The organism is Streptomyces sp. NPDC015125 (genome assembly GCF_043080045.1).
Taxonomy (GTDB): domain Bacteria; phylum Actinomycetota; class Actinomycetes; order Streptomycetales; family Streptomycetaceae; genus Streptomyces.
Window position 1 is genome coordinate 86,818 of sequence record NZ_JBIBVF010000015.1, and the last position, 16,225, is coordinate 103,042.

Here is a 16,225-nt window from a genome sequence, read left to right on the forward strand (position 1 = left end):
GCGCGCTCCCGGCCCGTACGGGTCACAGCCGGCGGACGGCGTTGGCCAGCATCGCGTCCCGCATATAGACGGCGAGGCCGGGCCTGATGGCCTCGTAGGTGGCGGTGAACCGCTCGTCCGCGACATACATCTCGCCGAGTCCGCTGTGGATCTCGTAGGTGCAGTCGTAGTACGTGCCGCTGATGAACTGCCGGTGCTCCTCCGCGACCTCCATGGCGGCCTCGGAGTCCGCCGGCACGTCCCGCGCGAGCAGGTCCGCCATCTTGCGGTGCAGGGCGTCGAACTCCGCGGTCAGCCGCTGCCAGTCGTCCTTGGTGTACGCGGCCGTCCTGCGGTGCGATTCCTTGTAGGCGTCCGTGCCGCCCCAGCGTTCCCGGGCCTCCGCGGCGTACTCGTCGGGGTCGAAGTCCCCGAAGACCTCGAACTTCTCCTCCGGTGTGAGCCGTACCTTCATCCTGCGTGCCTCCATCGCGTGTTCGACGGCCGCGGCCATCTCCTGGAGTCTGGCGATCCGCCCGGTCAGCAGGTCGTGCTGGCGCCGCAGATGTTGCTGCGGGTCCGCGTGCGGGTCGTCCAGGAGGGCCGCGACCTCGTCGAGCGGAAACCCGAGCTCCCGGTAGAACAGGATCTGCTGCAGCCGGTCCAGGTCATCCTCGCCATAGCGCCGGTGACCTGCGAGGTTGCGTTCGCCGGGCAGCAGCAGCCCGATCTCGTCGTAGTGGTGCAAGGTGCGCACCGTGACGCCGGCGAAGGCGGCGACCTGCCCTACCGAATAGCTCACTTCCGCTCCCTTCTCGGTACGCGCTCCACGATGTGTCCTCACGTCGCGTGAGGTGCAAGTCCGCATCATGAAAAGCCGGTGAAGCGGCGAACAGGGGGATGAGACCCTGCCGCACATGCTGGGGATAACGGATCTGTCCACGTATCTGGTGGGTCTCGCACTGATCATTCTGCTGCCGGGGCCGAATTCGCTGTACGTCGTTTCGGTGGCGGCCCGGCGCGGCCCGCGGGTGGCCTACCGGGCGGCGGCCGGTGTGCTGTGCGGTGACACGGTGCTGATGACGCTGTCGGCCGGCGGGGTGGCCTCGCTGCTGCAGACCAGCCCCGTGCTGTTCACCGTCGTGAAGTTCGCCGGCGCGGGCTATCTGACGTGGCTGGCGGTCGGGATGCTGCGCGGCGCCCGGGCACTGTGGCACGGCCGGGAGGCCCGCCGGGCCGAGCGGCGGGGCGGGGCCGCCGAGGCGCCGAAGGAGACCGTGGAGCGGCCGTACCGCAGGGCGCTGGTGGTCAGCCTGCTCAACCCGAAGGCGATCCTGTTCTTCATCTCCTTCTTCGTGCAGTTCGTCGACCCGTCCTATGCCCATCCGGTGCTGTCGTTCCTGACGCTGGGCGCCTGGGCGCAGTTGTTCAGCTTCACGTACCTGTCGGTCCTGATCTTCAGCGGGACGTTCCTGGCGGCGACCTTCCGCCGCCGCAAGCGGCTGACGGCCGGGCTGTCCGCGGGTGCGGGTGCGGCGTTCCTCGGCTTCGCCGCGAAGCTGTCGCTGGCGAGCGCGAGCTGAGACGCCGCCGGGCGGGCGAGCCCGGCGGCGTCTCGTAAAGATGGATAAAGACGGATACGGGCGGGTGGCGGTCCCTCGGAACGGCCGCCCGCCCGCTGCGCTTCCACTGGGTGAACCCTGGAGGCCACTCATCCCCTATGCCCTTATTGTCGGGTTCCAGGAGGTGTGCCGATGTCCGTGCACGATGTGAAGGTCGCCGTCATCTACTACTCGTCGACCGGCACCATCGCCGAGCTCGCGCAGCGGATCGCGGACGCCGCCGAACACGCCGGGGCCGATGTGCGACTGCGCCGGACCGCGGAACTCGCCCCGCAGGCCGCGATCGACGCCAACCCGGCATGGGCGGCGAACGCCGCGGCCACCGCCGACATCATGGAGGCCACTCACGAGGACATGCTCTGGGCGGACGCGGTGATCTTCGGGACCCCCACCCGCTTCGGGAATGTGACCTCGCAGCTCAAGCAGTACCTCGACACCCTGGGCGGCCTCTGGCAGCAGGGCAAACTGGCCGACAAGATCTACAGCGGCTTCACCGCGAGCGCCACCAAGCACGGCGGCCAGGAATCCACCCTGCTCGCGCTCTACCAGTCCGTCCACCATTTCGGCGGCATCCTCGTGACACCGGGCTACACCGACCCGGCGAAGTTCACCGACGGCAATCCCTACGGCACCTCCCATGTCGGCGGCCCGGACACCCCGCCCGACGACGATGCGCGCACCGCCGCCCGCATCCAGGCGGAGCGCGTAGTGAAGTTCACCAAGGCCGTCAAACACGGCCTTTCAGCGGCCAGTTGACGGGTAAGGGCGAGAGATGACTCTGCACAAAGGCGCATCGGCTTCCGACCGCAAGCACATCGGGCACCCGGTCAACCCGTTCTACGGGGAGGCCGACCCGGTCGCCGGTATGGAGTCCGCCCCACCACGGCACGCCCTGCCCGACGGCCCGGTCTCCCCGCGCACCGCCTACCAGTTCGTGCACGACGAGCTGATGCTGGACGGCAACTCCCGGCTGAATCTGGCGACGTTCGTCACGACCTGGATGGAGCCGCAGGCCGGTGTGCTGATGGCGGAGTGCCGGGACAAGAACATGATCGACAAGGACGAGTACCCGCGCACCGCCGAACTGGAGAAGCGGTGTGTGGCGATGCTCGCCGACCTGTGGCACGCCCCCGTCCCGTCCGACGCCGTCGGCTGCTCCACCACCGGGTCGAGCGAGGCCTGCATGCTCGCCGGAATGGCCCTCAAACGGCGCTGGATGCAGCGGAACAAGGACCGGTATCCGGGCCGGGCCCGGCCCAACCTCGTCATGGGCGCCAACGTCCAGGTCTGCTGGGAGAAGTTCTGCAACTTCTGGGAGGTCGAGGCACGCATGGTCCCGATGGAGGGCGACCGCTTCCATCTGGATGCGGCCTCCGCCGCCGGGCTGTGCGACGAGAACACCATCGGCGTGGTGGCGATCCTCGGCTCGACCTTCGACGGGTCGTACGAGCCGGTGGCCGAGATCTGTGCGGCGCTCGACGCGGTCCAGAAGGAGAAGGGCTGGGACATCCCGGTCCATGTGGACGGCGCGTCCGGCGCCATGATCGCGCCGTTCCTCGACCCGGACGTGGTCTGGGACTTCCGGCTGCCGCGGGTCGCCTCCATCAACACCTCGGGGCACAAATACGGCCTGGTCTACCCGGGCGTCGGCTGGGCGCTGTGGCGCAATACGGAGGCGCTGCCCGAGGAGCTGGTCTTCCGCGTCAACTACCTGGGCGGCGATATGCCGACCTTCGCGCTCAACTTCTCCCGGCCCGGCGCCCAGGTGGCCGCGCAGTACTACACCTTCCTCCGGCTCGGCCGGGCCGGCTTCCGCGCCGTACAACAGGCGACCCGCGACGTGGCCCGGTCGATGGCCGAACGGATCGCCGCACTGGGCGACTTCAGACTGCTCACCCAGGGCGACCAGCTGCCGGTCTTCGCCTTCACCACCGCGGACGGCGTCACCGCCTTCGACGTCTTCGATGTCTCCCGGCGGATGAAGGAACGCGGCTGGCTGATCCCCGCCTACACCTTCCCGCCGAAGCGCGACGACCTGTCCGTCCTGCGGGTGGTCTGCCGCAACGGCTTCTCCATGGATCTCGCCGACCTGTTCATCGCGGACCTCGAAGAGCTGCTGACCGAACTCCGGGAACAGCCCGGGCCGCTGCAGCGCCCGGAGAACGTCGCGACGGCGTTCCACCACTAGCGAGCCGTCCAGCGGCGGCTGCCGGAGCCGACCGCCGCGTCCCCCCTTTCGCCTGCCGCGAGGCCCGCACCACGACGGCCGGCCGGCCGTCGTCGCGGCGGAAACCGCTCCGCCGCGACGACGTGCAGACCCCGGACGCCTCGTCGCCCTAACGCCCCAGCCCCCGGTACCTCCGCACCGCCGCCGGGAAGAACACCGCGAGCAGCACCAGCGGCCACACCACGGCCAGCAGCCCGGCGTGGCCCGCCGCCCAGCCGTCCCCGGACCACCGCGGGTTGGCGAACAGCTCACGTACCGCGCCGGCGGTCGCCGACATCGGGTTCCACTCGGCGACCGCGCCCAGCCAGCCGGGCATCGACGCGGCGGAGACAAAAGCGTTGGAGAGGAAGCCCACCGGCCAGACCAGGATCTGTACCGCCTGCACCAGCTCCGGTCTGCCCGCGAGCAGGCCGAGATGGATGCCGACCCACAGCATCGCGAACCGCAGCAGAAGCAGCAGCCCCACCGCGGCCACCGCATCGGCCACGCCGGCGTGCCAGCGCCAGCCCATCGCCAGCCCGACGCCGATCATCACCAGCAGGCTCAGCGCCGACTGCAGCATGTCCAGGACGCTCCGTCCGACCAGCACCGCGGACGGCACCATCGGCATCGACCGGAAGCGGTCGAGCACCCCTTTGCCGAGGTCCTGGGTCACCGCGATCATCGTCGATTCGAGCCCGAACACCATGGTGAGCGCGAACATCCCCGGGACCAGGTACTCCTGGTAATCGCCGCCGCCCGGCACGGCCATCCCACCGCCCAGGAAGTACCCGAACATCAGCAGCAGCAGTACCGGAAAGGCCAGTTGCACGACCACCTGCACCGGCTGTCTCGCCCAGTGCGCAAGACCGCGCCGGGTCATCGTCCAGGAATCGGTGACCGCCCACGCCATGCCGCTCATACCGTTGTGCCCTCCTTGTCCGCGCACCCCACCGCGGCAGCCGACGGGCCTGCCCCGGCCGCACCGCCGGTCCGGCCCGCACCACCCGCGCCGCCGGCCGCCCCGTCCCCTGTCAGCTGCAGAAACACCTCGTCCAGCGTCGGCCGCCGCACCGCGAGGTCCGCCGCCTCGATCCCCGCCGCGGCCAGCACCCGTACCGCCTCCGCCAGCCCCGCCATCCGGTCGGCGACGGGCACGCTCAGCCGCCGGACCTCCGCGTCCGCGGCGACCGCACCGCCGCCCGCCGCGCTCCCCAGCGACTCCTCCAAAAGGACGGCTGCCCGGCCCAGTTGGCCGACGTCGCGCAGGACGACATCGATCCGGTCGCCTCCCGTCGCGGACTTCAGCTCGTCGGGGGTACCGTCCGCGACCACCCGGCCGCCGTCCACCACCGAGATCCGGTCCGCGAGCTGGTCGGCCTCCTCCAGATACTGCGTGGTCAGCAGCACCGTCGTACCGTCGTCCACCAGCGAGCGCACCGCCTGCCACACCTCGGTACGGCCCCGCGGATCGAGCCCGGTCGTGGGCTCGTCCAGAAACAGGATCCGCGGCGCCCGCACCAGACTTGCCGCCAGATCGAGCCGGCGCCGCATCCCGCCGCTGTAGTGGCGTACCGCCTTACGGCCGGTATCGCCGAGCCCGAACCGCGTCAGCAGCTCGTCCGCGCGCTCGCCCGCCCTGCGCGCCCCGAGGTGGCAGAGCCGCCCGAACATCTCCAGGTTCTGCCGCCCGCCGAGCTCCTCGTCGACCGCCGCGTGCTGGCCGAGCAGCCCGATCCGCAGCCGCACCTCGTCCGGCTGCCGCAGCACATCGAAGCCGGCGACCTCGGCCCGGCCGCCGTCGTGCCGCAGCAGAGTGGACAGGATCCGTACGAGGGTGGTCTTACCTGCGCCGTTGGGCCCGAGGACACCGTGCACCACGCCGTGCGCAACGGTCAGGTCCAGCCCGTCCAGGGCCGCTTCGGTGCCGTAGTGCTTGTGCAGTTCTTCGACGACGATCGCCTGATCGCGGTCCGTCACGACATATCTCCTCCCCGGCCGTAGTCAAGTTTGACTACGTGCTCGTCGAAAGGTAATTCCCGCCGCAACAGTTAGTCAAACTTGATTAATGGCCCTCACGGCCCTCACGGCCCTCATGGGCTTCATGCGTTTCGTGCGCTTCCGTGGCGCCGCCGTCGCCACCGCCCTCGCGCCCCGCAGCCCCGCCGCCCTCGGGCCCCGCGCCCTCTCCACGGCGCACGTCCTTCGTCGCGTACGGGTTCTCCTGCCCCTCGGCGAGCACGCCGACGAAGGGCTCCCCCTCGCCGGCGAAGACATACGCCCCACCCTCGATCCGCTCGATCAGCCCGCGCGTCCACACGGCGCCGCTGTCCGCGGAGTGCACCCACATATTCATGATCTCGCCGATATGGCCCAGCTGTTCGGGCCCTTCCTCGGGCGTGTAGTACCCGGTGACCGTGCTCCGCCACTCCTCCAGCGCCCGCACCCGCTCCTTGAGCAGCGCCACCGCCTCGGCCCGCGGCAGGTCGACGACGAAGCCGATGGCCGCGCTGAGCATGTCGACCTTCTGGTCGTGCTGGGCGAGCGCCGCGCGCAGCAGCGCCAAGTACTCCGCCTCGCCCGCCGCGGTCAGCTCGTACTCGGTCCGCGGCGGGCCGCCCACGGTGCTGGGCGCGATGTCATGGGCGTGCAGCAGCCCTTGCTTGGCCATCTGCTTGAGCGCGTGGTAGATCGAGCCGGGCTTGGCGTTGGACCACTCATGGGCGCCCCAGTACTCCAGGTCGTTGCGCACCTGATAGCCGTGCGCCCGGCCGTGCTGCCGCACGGCGCCCAATACCAACAGCCGGATCGCCGACATCTTCTCCTCTATCCCTCGCGCCCCTGCCGTCAGCCTAGAGCGCCCCGGCAGGGCCCCGCGCTCACCCCTGCCGCGCCGCCCGCTCCTCGTCCACCAGGGCAAAGGCCGTCTTGCCGTCCAGGGACTCACGGAGGATGTCGGCGTGACCGGCGTGCCGGGCCGTCTCCTCGATCAGGTGCAGCACCAGCCAGCGCATCGACTGCCGGGCCTGTGGCGGGAACCAGGGCGCCTCGGGCAGCGGGAAGGTGTCGTTCAGGCTCGGCACGGAGCGGATGAACTCCTCCGTACGCCGCGCGACCTTGTCCCAGAACGCCAGCACCTCCGCCAGGTTCTCGCCGTCCGCGAGCTGGAAGCTCAGGTGCCAGGTCTCGGCGGTCCGCTCGATGGAGTGCGGCTGTTCCTGGGCGGTCTCGATCCAGCCCTGCTCGGTCTCCGCGACATGTTTGACCAGGCCGGCCAGCGACAGCTCACTGGCGCTGGGGCGCCGGGCCGCCTCGGCGTCGGTCAGCCCCAGGACCGCCCGCCGCAGCCCGCCCCGCTGGGCCTCCAGGAAGGCCAGCAGTGCGCCGGCCTCGTCGCCGTGGGCCTCGGCAAGAACGTGAGTGGGCATGAGATCCGCCTTTCGTGACATCCCTCGGCGGCCGGCTTGTCGCCGTCCGCCTTCGACATCACTCAAGGTAGGAGCCCATGCGGTCAGCTTCTGTCCGCAATCCGCGGCGGATGCCCACGGATTGCCCCGCTCCTCAGAACGGGAACTGCGACCGCCCGTGCTGGATGGAGATCCACTTGGTGGTGGTGAAGGCCTCCACCATCGCATCGCCGTTCAGCCGCCCCACGCCCGAGCTCTTCGCGCCGCCGAACGGCACGATCGGCTCGTCGTGCACCGTGGCGTCGTTGACGTGGAACATCCCGGTCTCGATCCGCTTGGCGAACCGCACACCGCGCTCGATGTCGGCGGTGTGCACGGCGCCGCTGAGGCCGTACGGCGTGGTGTTGGTGAGCCGCACCGCCTCGTCGTCCCCGTCGAAGGGCACCAGCACCACCACCGGCCCGAAGATCTCCTGCTGCAGCAGCGGGGAGTCGTCCGGCAGCCCGCTCAGCACGCTCGGCGCCACCAGCGTGCCCCGGGTCTCACCGTGCAGGAGCGCCGAGGCGCCGTCGGCGACCGCGCGGTCCACCAACGCGGTGATCGCCTCGGCCTGCCCCTCGTTGATCAGCGGACCGATATGGGTCTGCGGGTCGGTGGGGTCCCCCACCTTCAGGGCCGCGACCCGGGCGACGAACTTCTCGGTGAACTCCTGCTCCACGGCGCGGTCCACGAGCACACGGTTGGCGGCCATACAGACCTGACCCTGGTGGACGAAGCGGCTGAAGACGGCCGCGTCCACCGCGTAGTCGATATCCGCGTCGTCGAGAACGACCAGTGCGCTGTTGCCGCCCAGCTCCAGCACGGAGTGCTTGAAGTGGGCCGCGGCGACCGTGGCGACATGCCGGCCGACCTTCTCGGAGCCGGTGAAGGAGATGGTCTTGGGCACCGGGTGCTCGATGAGCGCATCACCGATCTCGGCGATATCGGTGACCACGACGTTGAGCACCCCCGCCGGCAGCCCTGCCTCCTCGAAGATCTTGGCGACCAGACCGCCGCCGCACACCGGGGTGTTCTGGTGCGGCTTGAGGACCACCGCATTACCGAGCGCAAGGGCCGGCGCAACGGACTTGAGCGACAGCAGGAAGGGGAAGTTGAAGGGGCTGATGACGCCGACGACACCGACCGGCAGCCGGTAGAGACGGTTCTCCTTGCCGTCGATGGGCGAGGGCAGGATGCGGCCCTCGGCACGCAGCGCCAGCTGGATCGCCTCGCGCAGGAACTCCCTGGCCAGATGCAGCTCGAAGCCCACCTTGACGAGCGTGCCGCCGACCTCCGCGGCGATCGTCTCGGCCAGCTCCGCCTCACGGTCGTCGATGATCCGCAGCACGCGCTCGAAGACCAGCCGCCGGGTGTACGGATTGGTGGCGCCCCACTCCCGCTGTGCGCGCTCGGCGGCACGGTAGGCCTGGTCGATCTCCTCGACCGTGGCGACGGGTATGGAGGTCAGCTTCTCACCGTTATAGGGATTGAAGTCGACGATGTCCCACGAACCGCTGCCGGACCGCCACTCGCCGTCGATGAACTGATACGCCAACTCGTCGAAGTAGGACATGCCATCCCGATCTGGAGAACAGGGCGCTCAGGGCGCCGCATTGGGGGGTGCTGACTCCTGATGGTGCGCCATCCTACCGATGCGTCACATCAGTTGGAGTAGACCACGTAGCAGGTCCCTGGTCTCGGCCGGATTCGGCCCCTCCTCCTGGAGGCGGTCCATCACCCGGGCGTACTGCGCCACCTCTTCGGGCTTGTCCACATAGAGCGCACTCGTCAGCTGCTCCAGATAAACGACGTCCGGCAGACCGGACTCCTGGAAGCCGAGCATCGTGAAGGCTCCGCTCTCGCCCGCATGCCCGCCCAGACTGAAGGGCATCACCTGAAGCCGCACATTCGGTCTCTCGGACACCTCGATCAGATGCTTCACCTGCTCGCGCATCACGGACCGTTCGCCGTAGGGGCGACGCAGCGCGGCCTCGTCCAGGACACAGTGGAACTGCGCCGACCGCTCGGTCACCAGCAGCTTCTGGCGCTCCATGCGCAGCGCGACGCGGCGCTCTATCTCGGCGGGCCCGGCATCCGGCATGCCCCGTCTGACGACGGCCTGCGCATAGCTCTCCGTCTGCAACAGCCCGTGCACGAACTGGACTTCGTAGACCCGGAGGAGGGACGTGGCGCCTTCCAGACCCACATACGTCTGGAACCAGCCGGGCAGCACATCGGTGTAGCTGTGCCACCAGCCGGCCACATTCGCCTCGCGCGCCAGGGACAGCAGCGCCTCGCGCTCCTGGGCGTCACCGACCCCGTACAGCGTGAGCAGGTCCTCCACATCCCGTGCCTTGAAGCTCACGCGGCCCAACTCCATGCGGCTGATCTTCGATTCGGACGCACGGATCGAGTAGCCGGCCGCCTCACGGGTTATCCCGCGCGATTCACGCAGCCGACGGAGCTGCGACCCGAGCAGGATTCGCCGCACCACCGACCCGCTCGACTCACTTGCGGACACCTCTCAGACCCTCCTGTGACCCCACCCCGTCCAACAGTGGGCCGCAGTCTGCCACGTTCGGGCTTCGTTGAGTGCTCATCCGGTTACTGAGGTGTGAGGCCCTCGCAACCCCTCCACACGAACTGACGGGAAGAATCCGGAACAAATCGGTCCGCACTGGCGCAATCACGTCACGTGCACGTGCATCTGCCCTTGCATCTGTCCCGCGCATTGGGAACCATAGGCGTCGCACGCATGCACGCTCGTGAAAGATCCGCCAGATCCAGCTGACCGGCCAGGGTCATGACGTCCGCGAACGCCAGGAGTGCCTCGCATGGGGACCAAGGTTTTGACCATGCTCGAGCCGTTATGGCAGGGCTTTCCTCCCGTCGACCCCTTGGCTGTCTCCGGATCGGCGTCCCGCACCCTCCCGGCGCGCTATGAATCGGTGCGCAGTGCACGTGCGTTCACTCGCGAGACCCTGCAGGGCTGGGATCTGGACGATCTCTTCGACTCGGTCGCCCTCGTGGTCTCCGAGCTCGTCACCAATGCCCTGCGGCACGCGATCCTGGCCGCCCCGGAGCACCACGACGCCACCCCGCCCGCCCGGCTGCATCTGATGCGCTGGTCCTCCCGGCTGATCTGCGCCGTACGGGACCCGAGTGATGATTCACCGGTCGCCGGAGAGGCGGATTCCGCCGCGGAGTCGGGTCGTGGGCTGTATCTCGTGGACTCCTTCAGCGACAGCTGGGGCTGGCATCCGCTGGCCGGTGCCGCGCACGGCAAGATCGTGTGGGCCCTCTTCCGGCTGCCGTAGCCGTGCCCTCACACCGGGCGCACCGTCACCTACGGGCGCCCGGTTGCCGGGCGCGGACACCGCGCAGAGTGTGGACACCGCGCCGGGCGGGGACACCGCGCCCGCTGCGCGACGCGCCCGCACACCCCCACGGCCGGCCGGACGCCCAGGCACTCCCCCACGGGCACTCAGTCCCGTACGAGATGGTCGAACTCCCCGTCCTTGATGCCGAGCAGCATCGCCCGGACCTCGGCCGGCGTGTAGACGAGCGCAGGGCCCTCCGGGAAGCGGGAGTTGCGGACCGCGATGTCACCCCCGGGCAGCTTGGCGAACTCCACGCAGGAGCCCTGGGAGTTGCTGTGCCTGCTCTTCTGCCATGCCACATCACGGAGATCTGTGGCGGCCATGCCGTTGTATGCGTGGAGCACAGGGGTCTCCCGGTGATAAATGGTGTCAACTGCCCGGGAGCATAGCCGCGTTCTCATGCGGATGCATGCGCAGATGCACGTGCACGACAGCCGGTGCAGAGGCGGTCACAGCTCGTCGAACGCCCTGGCCGGCCGCTCGCCCTCGGCCGGCTTCCGCTTGTCGCCCCTGCTCAGGTGCGCCCTGTACCTGGTACGCATCGCGGGACCGAAGCCCTCACGACCTTGGAAGAGACGTGCGCCACGCCCTGTGGGTTCCAGGGCGGGCGGGCGTCCGGCCGATCCGCGGACGCCGCGCCGGGGGCGCCCCCGGCCCCCGTTCATACCGGGAGGCCCCCTGCGCGTCACCCGCAGGGGGCCTCCCGCCGTCACCGGACGGCACCCCGTCACCGGACGGCACCCGTGAGGCGGCCGTCACCAGGAGGCGGCCGTCACCGTGACGGGTACGGGAGCAGCGCCATCTCCCGTGCGTTCTTGATCGCCCGGGAGAGCAGCCGCTGTTGCTGGGCGCTGACCCGGGTGATCCGGCGGCTGCGTACCTTGCCGCGGTCCGAGAGGAATTTCCGCAGCAGCTCGGTGTCCTTGTAGTCGATGTAGGTGATGCCTGCCGCATCCAGCGGGTTGGGGCGGGGCGTGGACGTCCGGCGCGGGTCGTGCCGACGGGGCATGGGAGCTTCCTTGTACGGGGTGCGGGGGCGTGCTGACGTGGACGAGCCGGGGGTGACCGGCTCCGTAGTGGCGGACGGACGCGGCCGGCTCACGAAACGGGGTCGAGGAGGGCGTCGAAGGCGGACGGCAGGCTCTTCCAGGCCGACCGGCCGCCCGCGTACTCGGCGTCGGTGAGCAGACAGGACTCCAGGAGGGACGCGAGGCCCTCGCGGTCCAGGCCCGGCGAGGTGAAGACCAGATGCTGGGCGCGGTCCCCGTGCTCGGGATGCCAGTCCAGCGCGGCGGCGGCCCGGCGCATCGGCGGCACCATCTCCCAGGCGGCGTCCGGCAGTGCGGCCAGCCAGGGGCCGGCGTTCTCCACGCACAGCGCCCCGCCGGCCGCATCCCACGACAGCAGGGTGTCGGGGCGGTCGGCCAGCCAGAACCGGCCCCGGCTGCGCGCGGCCGCACAGGTCAGGTCCTCCAGCGCGCCGTAGAGCCGCTCGGGGTGGAAGGGCCGGGTGTGCTGCCACACGAGCGTGCCGACCCCCTCCGCATCGGCCTCCTGCGGCAGCAGCGCACAGGCCGGGTGCTGGCGCGCCGCGGCCGCCGCCACATCGAAACCGGCCATCGCGGCGGCCGCCAACTCCCCGGATTCGACGGGGACCTGGTGCGCCATCGGATGCAGCTGGGCGAGCAGCGCAAGGTCGGCCGGATCCGCCGCCTCCTGCCCCGTGGCGATCGCCAGCACCGGCGCGTACTCCAGCTGCCGCGCCCAGGTGTCGGCGACCGTGCGCTGGTCGGAGGCCGCGGCGGCCAGACCGGCCTCCGCGAGGTCGTCACCGCAGCCGAGGTAGGGCAGCAGCAGCGCCGGGTCGACGGCGGTGATCACCCCCGTCAGCGCGAAGTTCTCGCTCCCGCACGCGGTGACCACCTCGGCCATCGCCTTGGGCTCGACCGAGTCCCACAGTTCGACGATCGCCAGCCGGCAGGTGCGCCCGGCGGCCAGCCGCTCCAGCTCGGGCACCAGGTCCTCGCGCAGCGCACAGCAGGCACAGTCGTTGACCAGCGGTGCGTCACCGGTGTCGAGCGTGCCGCCCGCGTCACGGACGGTGCGCCGCACGGTGCCTTCGGCGGCCGAGGCGAGGTCGTGGTGGAGGGCGACGCTGCCGGGGACGGAGCGCAGCAGCCGTTCGACGGCGGCCTGCCGCGCCTCCGCATGCAGGCCGCCCACCAGCACGACGTGAAGCGGCTCCATCAGCGGGCCCCGCGGGTGCCGTAGCGGCGCTCGAACCGCTCGACGCGGCCCGCGGTGTCCATCACCCGGGCGTTGCCCGTGTAGAAGGGGTGGCTCGCCGAGGAGATCTCGACGTCGATGACGGGATAGGTGCGGCCGTCCTCCCATTCGACCGTCTTGTCGCTGGTGGCGGTCGAACGGGTCAGGAAGGCGACGTCAGCGGCCCGGTCGCGGAAGACGACCGGCCCGTAGGCGGGGTGGATTCCAGGCTTCACGGTGCTCAGCGCTCCTCTCGGAAGGCCACGTGACGGCCGGCCACCGGGTCGTACTTGCGCAGTTCCAGGCGGTCGGGGTCGTTACGGCGGTTCTTGCGGGTCACGTAGGTGTAGCCGGTGCCGGCGGTGGACCGGAGCTTGACGACCGGGCGTAGTTCGTTGCGGGCCATGGGGCTAGTATACGGAAATGGTTTCCATTTTCAATAGGCTCTCATCGGGGGCCCCGCCCGAAAGGACCGCACCGTGTCCGCCCACTGCCAGCTGACCGGCCGCACGCCGGGCTTCGGCAACTCCGTCTCCCATTCGCACCGGCGCACCTCGCGCCGCTTCGACCCCAACATCCAGCGCAAGCGCTACTGGCTGGAGAGCGAGGGCCGGCACATCCGGCTCACGCTGAGCGCCAAGGGCATCAAGACCGTGGACACGATCGGGATCGAGGCGGCCGTCGCCCGTATCCGCGCACGAGGGGAGAAGGTCTGATGGCCAAGCAGAGCAAGATCGCCAAGAACGAGAAGCGCCGGGTGACCGTCGCCCGCTACGCGGCCCGGCGCGCCCTCCTCAAGTCCGTCATCCGCAGCCCGCACACACCCGAGGAGGAGCGCACCGCCGCCCGGCGCGAGCTCTCCCGCCAGCCGCGGGACGCCAGCGCCACCCGGGTGCGCAACCGCGACGGCGTCGACGGGCGCCCGCGCGGCTACTTCCGCGCCTTCGGCCTGTCCCGCGTACGGCTGCGCGAACAGGCGCACGCGGGCTACCTGCCGGGGGTCCGCAAGTCGAGCTGGTAGCCGCGCCGCCGGCCGTCCGGCCCGGGGGCGACCCCTGGACCGGACGGCCGGACCGTTGGGGTAATACTGGACAGAACGTCCGCCGCCCCCGACGAAAGCGAGCGCGCGCATGCTCCGCAACGCCTTCGAGCCCTGGCATCTGATCCTGATCATCGCGGTACTCGTGCTGCTCTTCGGCTCGAAGAAGCTGCCCGACATGGCGCGCGGCCTGGGCCGCTCGATGCGCATCCTCAAGGCCGAGGCCAAGACGCTCAAGGCCGACGAGCCGGATGCGACGCCCCACGCGGACCCGACGCCCCACGCGGACCCGACGCCCCACGCGGACGCGACGCCCCGCCCGGAGGCCGCCGCCCGGCACTGAGGCCGGGCCGCCGCCGCTCAGCGATCTCGGTGATCTCAGTGATCGCCGCCCTCGTCGATCAGCCGCCGCACCTCGCGGTCGATCAGCCCCAGCCGGGCCTCGGCGACCAGCGGCACCGCGCGACGCTGCCGCCGCGCCTCGGCGAGATCGATCTCGACGGTGACCAGCGAGGGTTCCCACTTGGGCGCCTGCGCCACCACCGCGCCCCGCGGGTCCACCACCCGCGAGCCGCCCCAGAACGCCGCGCCGTGCTCATTGCCCACCCGGTTGACGAAGACCACCCAGCACTGCAGCATCCGCGCCGTATAGGACAGCAGGGTGTCCCAGTACATGCCGGTGTCCATCGCCTCCGGATCCAGGCTCGCCGCACTGTTCGTCGGGACGAACAGCACCTCGGCACCGTCCTGCACCGCCAGCCACGGCAGGGTCGGCTGCCAGGCGTCATTGCACACCAGCGTCGCGCCCCGGCCCCCGCTCTTGTCCCGCTTCAGCTCATACGCACGCAGTGACTGCCCCGGACTGACGTGCTTGCGCTCCTCCCAGGCCAGGTAGTTGGGGAGATACAGCTTGCGGTGGGCATGCACCAGTTCACCGGCCGCGTAGTGGGCCGCGGTGTTGTAGGCCCGCAGACTGGTGTGCTCGTGGAAGCCGACCAGCACATCGGGGCCGAGGGTGCTCAGCTCCAGCAGCCTCGGATCGCTCGCCGCGATCGACTCATCGCGCTCCAGCGCGCCCAAGTGGTAGCCGTGCAGGCTGAGTTCGGGAAAGACGACAAGATCCGCACCCTGCGCCGCCGCCTGCTCGATCTGCTCACGGGCGACATCGAGGTTCTCCGCCACCCCGCCCAGCACACAGTCCGTCTGCGCCAGCGCAACGAGCATGGCCCCACCTCATCGACCCATCACCTTTGCGGCTTACACCCCAATTTTGCCAGAGGGTGCAGCGCACGGCACGGCCCCGCGGCGCTTCCGGCTCCGCCCTGCTTCAAACACCCGGAAGACGGGTCCCCACCAATGAGCGAAAGAACGATCCTTCCCGTGCCGGACACGGCCTTCACGCGTTGATCCGCACGATCCGTCGTACGACCCGCAGGGCCGCTTCCAGCCGCAGCGCCGCCCTGGCAGCGTGGCACGACGGCCCGCGGTCGAGTCGTCCGGCGATGCCGACGGCCGGCTCGACCAGGCGGACCGGGCCGAGCGGCCCGCCGGACCCGCTCGGCCGGCCGTCGAGCCTGCGGATCCCCCCGGCCCCCGCCCTCCGCCTACGGCCCTCGCGCTCATCGGCGACGCGTACGGGACCGGCGCAGCAGCAGCGCCCCTCCCACCAGCAGCCCGCCGCCCATACCGGCCACCACGCCCAGCTCGCCGGGCCCGGTGGACGCCAGCAGCGCGGAGCCCGCCGACGCCCCGGCCCGCGCCTGTGCTCCCACCCGTGCGTCCCGTGCGGACCGCGGCGCGGGCGCCGCCTCGGGGTCCTCCGCGGATTTCCGGGCGTGCTTCGGCGCCGCCTTCGCCGGTTGCGCCTGGGGCGGTCGCTCCCGGTGGGGCGTCCCTTCCGGGGCCGGGTGCCGCCGGGCCTGCTCAGCGGCAGGCCGCTGAGCCACCGGGGGCGGCGGGGCGGCGTTCAGGAGCCGCCGGGCCGCCGCTCCGGGTGCCGCACCGTTCCCGCACGAAGCACCCATTGCCGGGTTGAGCGCCGCGCCCCCGTCCACCGAGTTGCCACACGCATTGACCGGGGTGTCCACGGTCACCTGGATGCTGTTCCCGGACAGCACCCCGGGAGAGTGCGTCGCACCGCCCCCGGCACCGGCATCCGCATACGCCACCCCGCCGCCCGCGCCCAGCACGCCCGACGCCGCCGCCACGAACACACACGCCTTCAGGCTCTGTCGCATCTCTCGTCCCTCCTCTGCAGTCATTGCACACGGACCGCCGCCCGCAACCCC

The 16,225-nt window shown here is 70.6% G+C and carries 21 protein-coding genes; 7 read left to right on the forward strand and 14 right to left on the reverse strand.

Annotation, left to right across the window (positions count from 1 at the left end; all coding sequences use genetic code 11):
* Positions 1 to 22 precede the first annotated feature (22 nt).
* Positions 23 to 781, reverse strand: a complete 759-nt coding sequence (locus ACF088_RS27160; RefSeq protein WP_392378449.1) for a MerR family transcriptional regulator — start codon at positions 779 to 781, stop codon at positions 23 to 25.
* A 115-nt stretch (positions 782 to 896) separates the two neighbouring features.
* On the opposite strand from ACF088_RS27160, the gene leuE reads away from it, so the two are divergent.
* The 3 genes from leuE (at position 897) to ACF088_RS27175 (ending at position 3,789) form a co-directional block, all read left to right on the forward strand.
* On the forward strand, positions 897 to 1,562 hold the full coding sequence (leuE, locus tag ACF088_RS27165) for a leucine efflux protein LeuE (protein ID WP_392378450.1): 666 nt from the start codon (positions 897 to 899) through the stop codon (positions 1,560 to 1,562).
* A 171-nt stretch (positions 1,563 to 1,733) separates the two neighbouring features.
* On the forward strand, positions 1,734 to 2,357 hold the full coding sequence (gene wrbA, locus ACF088_RS27170; RefSeq protein WP_392378451.1) for an NAD(P)H:quinone oxidoreductase: 624 nt from the start codon (positions 1,734 to 1,736) through the stop codon (positions 2,355 to 2,357).
* Between the two features lie 16 nt (positions 2,358 to 2,373).
* On the forward strand, positions 2,374 to 3,789 hold the full coding sequence (locus ACF088_RS27175; protein WP_392378452.1) for a glutamate decarboxylase: 1,416 nt from the start codon (positions 2,374 to 2,376) through the stop codon (positions 3,787 to 3,789).
* 148 nt (positions 3,790 to 3,937) lie between these two features.
* Here ACF088_RS27175 and ACF088_RS27180 read toward each other — a convergent pair whose 3' ends face one another.
* The 6 genes from ACF088_RS27180 to ACF088_RS27205 form a co-directional block, all read right to left on the reverse strand.
* Positions 3,938 to 4,729 carry an ABC transporter permease gene (locus ACF088_RS27180; protein ID WP_392378453.1) on the reverse strand — a complete coding sequence of 264 codons (792 nt, stop codon included), beginning with the start codon at positions 4,727 to 4,729 and terminating at the stop codon, positions 3,938 to 3,940.
* The gene (locus ACF088_RS27185) at positions 4,726 to 5,787 is read right to left on the reverse strand and encodes an ATP-binding cassette domain-containing protein (RefSeq protein WP_392378454.1); all 1,062 of its coding nucleotides are present in this window, start codon (positions 5,785 to 5,787) and stop codon (positions 4,726 to 4,728) included. Before ACF088_RS27185 ends, ACF088_RS27180 begins: the two co-directional genes overlap by 4 nt.
* A gap of 85 nt (positions 5,788 to 5,872) precedes the next feature.
* Positions 5,873 to 6,625 (reverse strand): PadR family transcriptional regulator, encoded by a 753-nt coding sequence (locus ACF088_RS27190; protein ID WP_392378455.1) that lies wholly within the window; start codon positions 6,623 to 6,625, stop codon positions 5,873 to 5,875.
* A 61-nt stretch (positions 6,626 to 6,686) separates the two neighbouring features.
* Positions 6,687 to 7,235 (reverse strand): DinB family protein, encoded by a 549-nt coding sequence (locus ACF088_RS27195; RefSeq protein WP_392378456.1) that lies wholly within the window; start codon positions 7,233 to 7,235, stop codon positions 6,687 to 6,689.
* 133 nt (positions 7,236 to 7,368) lie between these two features.
* Entirely contained in the window at positions 7,369 to 8,826 is a 1,458-nt protein-coding gene (locus tag ACF088_RS27200; RefSeq protein ID WP_392378457.1) for an aldehyde dehydrogenase family protein, read from the reverse strand.
* An 84-nt stretch (positions 8,827 to 8,910) separates the two neighbouring features.
* Positions 8,911 to 9,774, reverse strand: coding sequence for a helix-turn-helix domain-containing protein (locus tag ACF088_RS27205; protein ID WP_381654467.1), 864 nt, complete (start codon positions 9,772 to 9,774; stop codon positions 8,911 to 8,913).
* A gap of 313 nt (positions 9,775 to 10,087) precedes the next feature.
* Here ACF088_RS27205 and ACF088_RS27210 point away from each other — a divergent pair, with 313 nt between their 5' ends.
* Positions 10,088 to 10,570 carry an ATP-binding protein gene (locus tag ACF088_RS27210; protein ID WP_350252671.1) on the forward strand — a complete coding sequence of 161 codons (483 nt, stop codon included), beginning with the start codon at positions 10,088 to 10,090 and terminating at the stop codon, positions 10,568 to 10,570.
* Positions 10,571 to 10,737: 167 nt separating this feature from the next.
* On the opposite strand, the gene ACF088_RS27215 is transcribed toward ACF088_RS27210, so the two are convergent.
* From ACF088_RS27215 to rpmG, 5 genes are all read right to left on the reverse strand, one after another.
* Positions 10,738 to 10,977 (reverse strand): DUF397 domain-containing protein, encoded by a 240-nt coding sequence (locus tag ACF088_RS27215; protein WP_129294942.1) that lies wholly within the window; start codon positions 10,975 to 10,977, stop codon positions 10,738 to 10,740.
* A 428-nt stretch (positions 10,978 to 11,405) separates the two neighbouring features.
* Complete coding sequence (gene rpsR / locus ACF088_RS27220; protein ID WP_392378458.1) at positions 11,406 to 11,642, reverse strand: 30S ribosomal protein S18; 237 nt, start codon at positions 11,640 to 11,642, stop codon at positions 11,406 to 11,408.
* Between the two features lie 89 nt (positions 11,643 to 11,731).
* Positions 11,732 to 12,880: a CobW family GTP-binding protein gene (locus tag ACF088_RS27225; RefSeq protein ID WP_392378460.1), complete on the reverse strand. Its 1,149-nt coding sequence runs from the start codon at positions 12,878 to 12,880 to the stop codon at positions 11,732 to 11,734.
* Positions 12,880 to 13,134: a type B 50S ribosomal protein L31 gene (locus tag ACF088_RS27230; protein ID WP_392378461.1), complete on the reverse strand. Its 255-nt coding sequence runs from the start codon at positions 13,132 to 13,134 to the stop codon at positions 12,880 to 12,882. Before ACF088_RS27230 ends, ACF088_RS27225 begins: the two co-directional genes overlap by 1 nt.
* Positions 13,135 to 13,139: 5 nt before the next feature.
* On the reverse strand, positions 13,140 to 13,304 hold the full coding sequence (gene rpmG / locus ACF088_RS27235) for a 50S ribosomal protein L33 (RefSeq protein WP_006604069.1): 165 nt from the start codon (positions 13,302 to 13,304) through the stop codon (positions 13,140 to 13,142).
* Between the two features lie 73 nt (positions 13,305 to 13,377).
* Between rpmG and rpmB the strand changes: the two genes are divergently transcribed.
* The 3 genes from rpmB to tatA all read left to right on the forward strand — a co-directional run bounded on the left by rpmB (position 13,378) and on the right by tatA (position 14,280).
* Positions 13,378 to 13,614 carry a 50S ribosomal protein L28 gene (gene rpmB, locus ACF088_RS27240; protein WP_392378463.1) on the forward strand — a complete coding sequence of 79 codons (237 nt, stop codon included), beginning with the start codon at positions 13,378 to 13,380 and terminating at the stop codon, positions 13,612 to 13,614.
* Complete coding sequence (rpsN, locus tag ACF088_RS27245) at positions 13,614 to 13,919, forward strand: 30S ribosomal protein S14 (RefSeq protein WP_392378464.1); 306 nt, start codon at positions 13,614 to 13,616, stop codon at positions 13,917 to 13,919. Before rpmB ends, rpsN begins: the two co-directional genes overlap by 1 nt.
* A gap of 109 nt (positions 13,920 to 14,028) precedes the next feature.
* Complete coding sequence (tatA, locus tag ACF088_RS27250) at positions 14,029 to 14,280, forward strand: Sec-independent protein translocase subunit TatA (protein WP_392378465.1); 252 nt, start codon at positions 14,029 to 14,031, stop codon at positions 14,278 to 14,280.
* A gap of 35 nt (positions 14,281 to 14,315) precedes the next feature.
* Here tatA and ACF088_RS27255 read toward each other — a convergent pair whose 3' ends face one another.
* Entirely contained in the window at positions 14,316 to 15,161 is an 846-nt protein-coding gene (locus tag ACF088_RS27255; RefSeq protein WP_392378467.1) for a nitrilase-related carbon-nitrogen hydrolase, read from the reverse strand.
* Positions 15,162 to 15,556: 395 nt separating this feature from the next.
* Positions 15,557 to 16,174 carry a chaplin family protein gene (locus ACF088_RS27260; protein ID WP_392378468.1) on the reverse strand — a complete coding sequence of 206 codons (618 nt, stop codon included), beginning with the start codon at positions 16,172 to 16,174 and terminating at the stop codon, positions 15,557 to 15,559.
* Positions 16,175 to 16,225 lie beyond the last annotated feature (51 nt).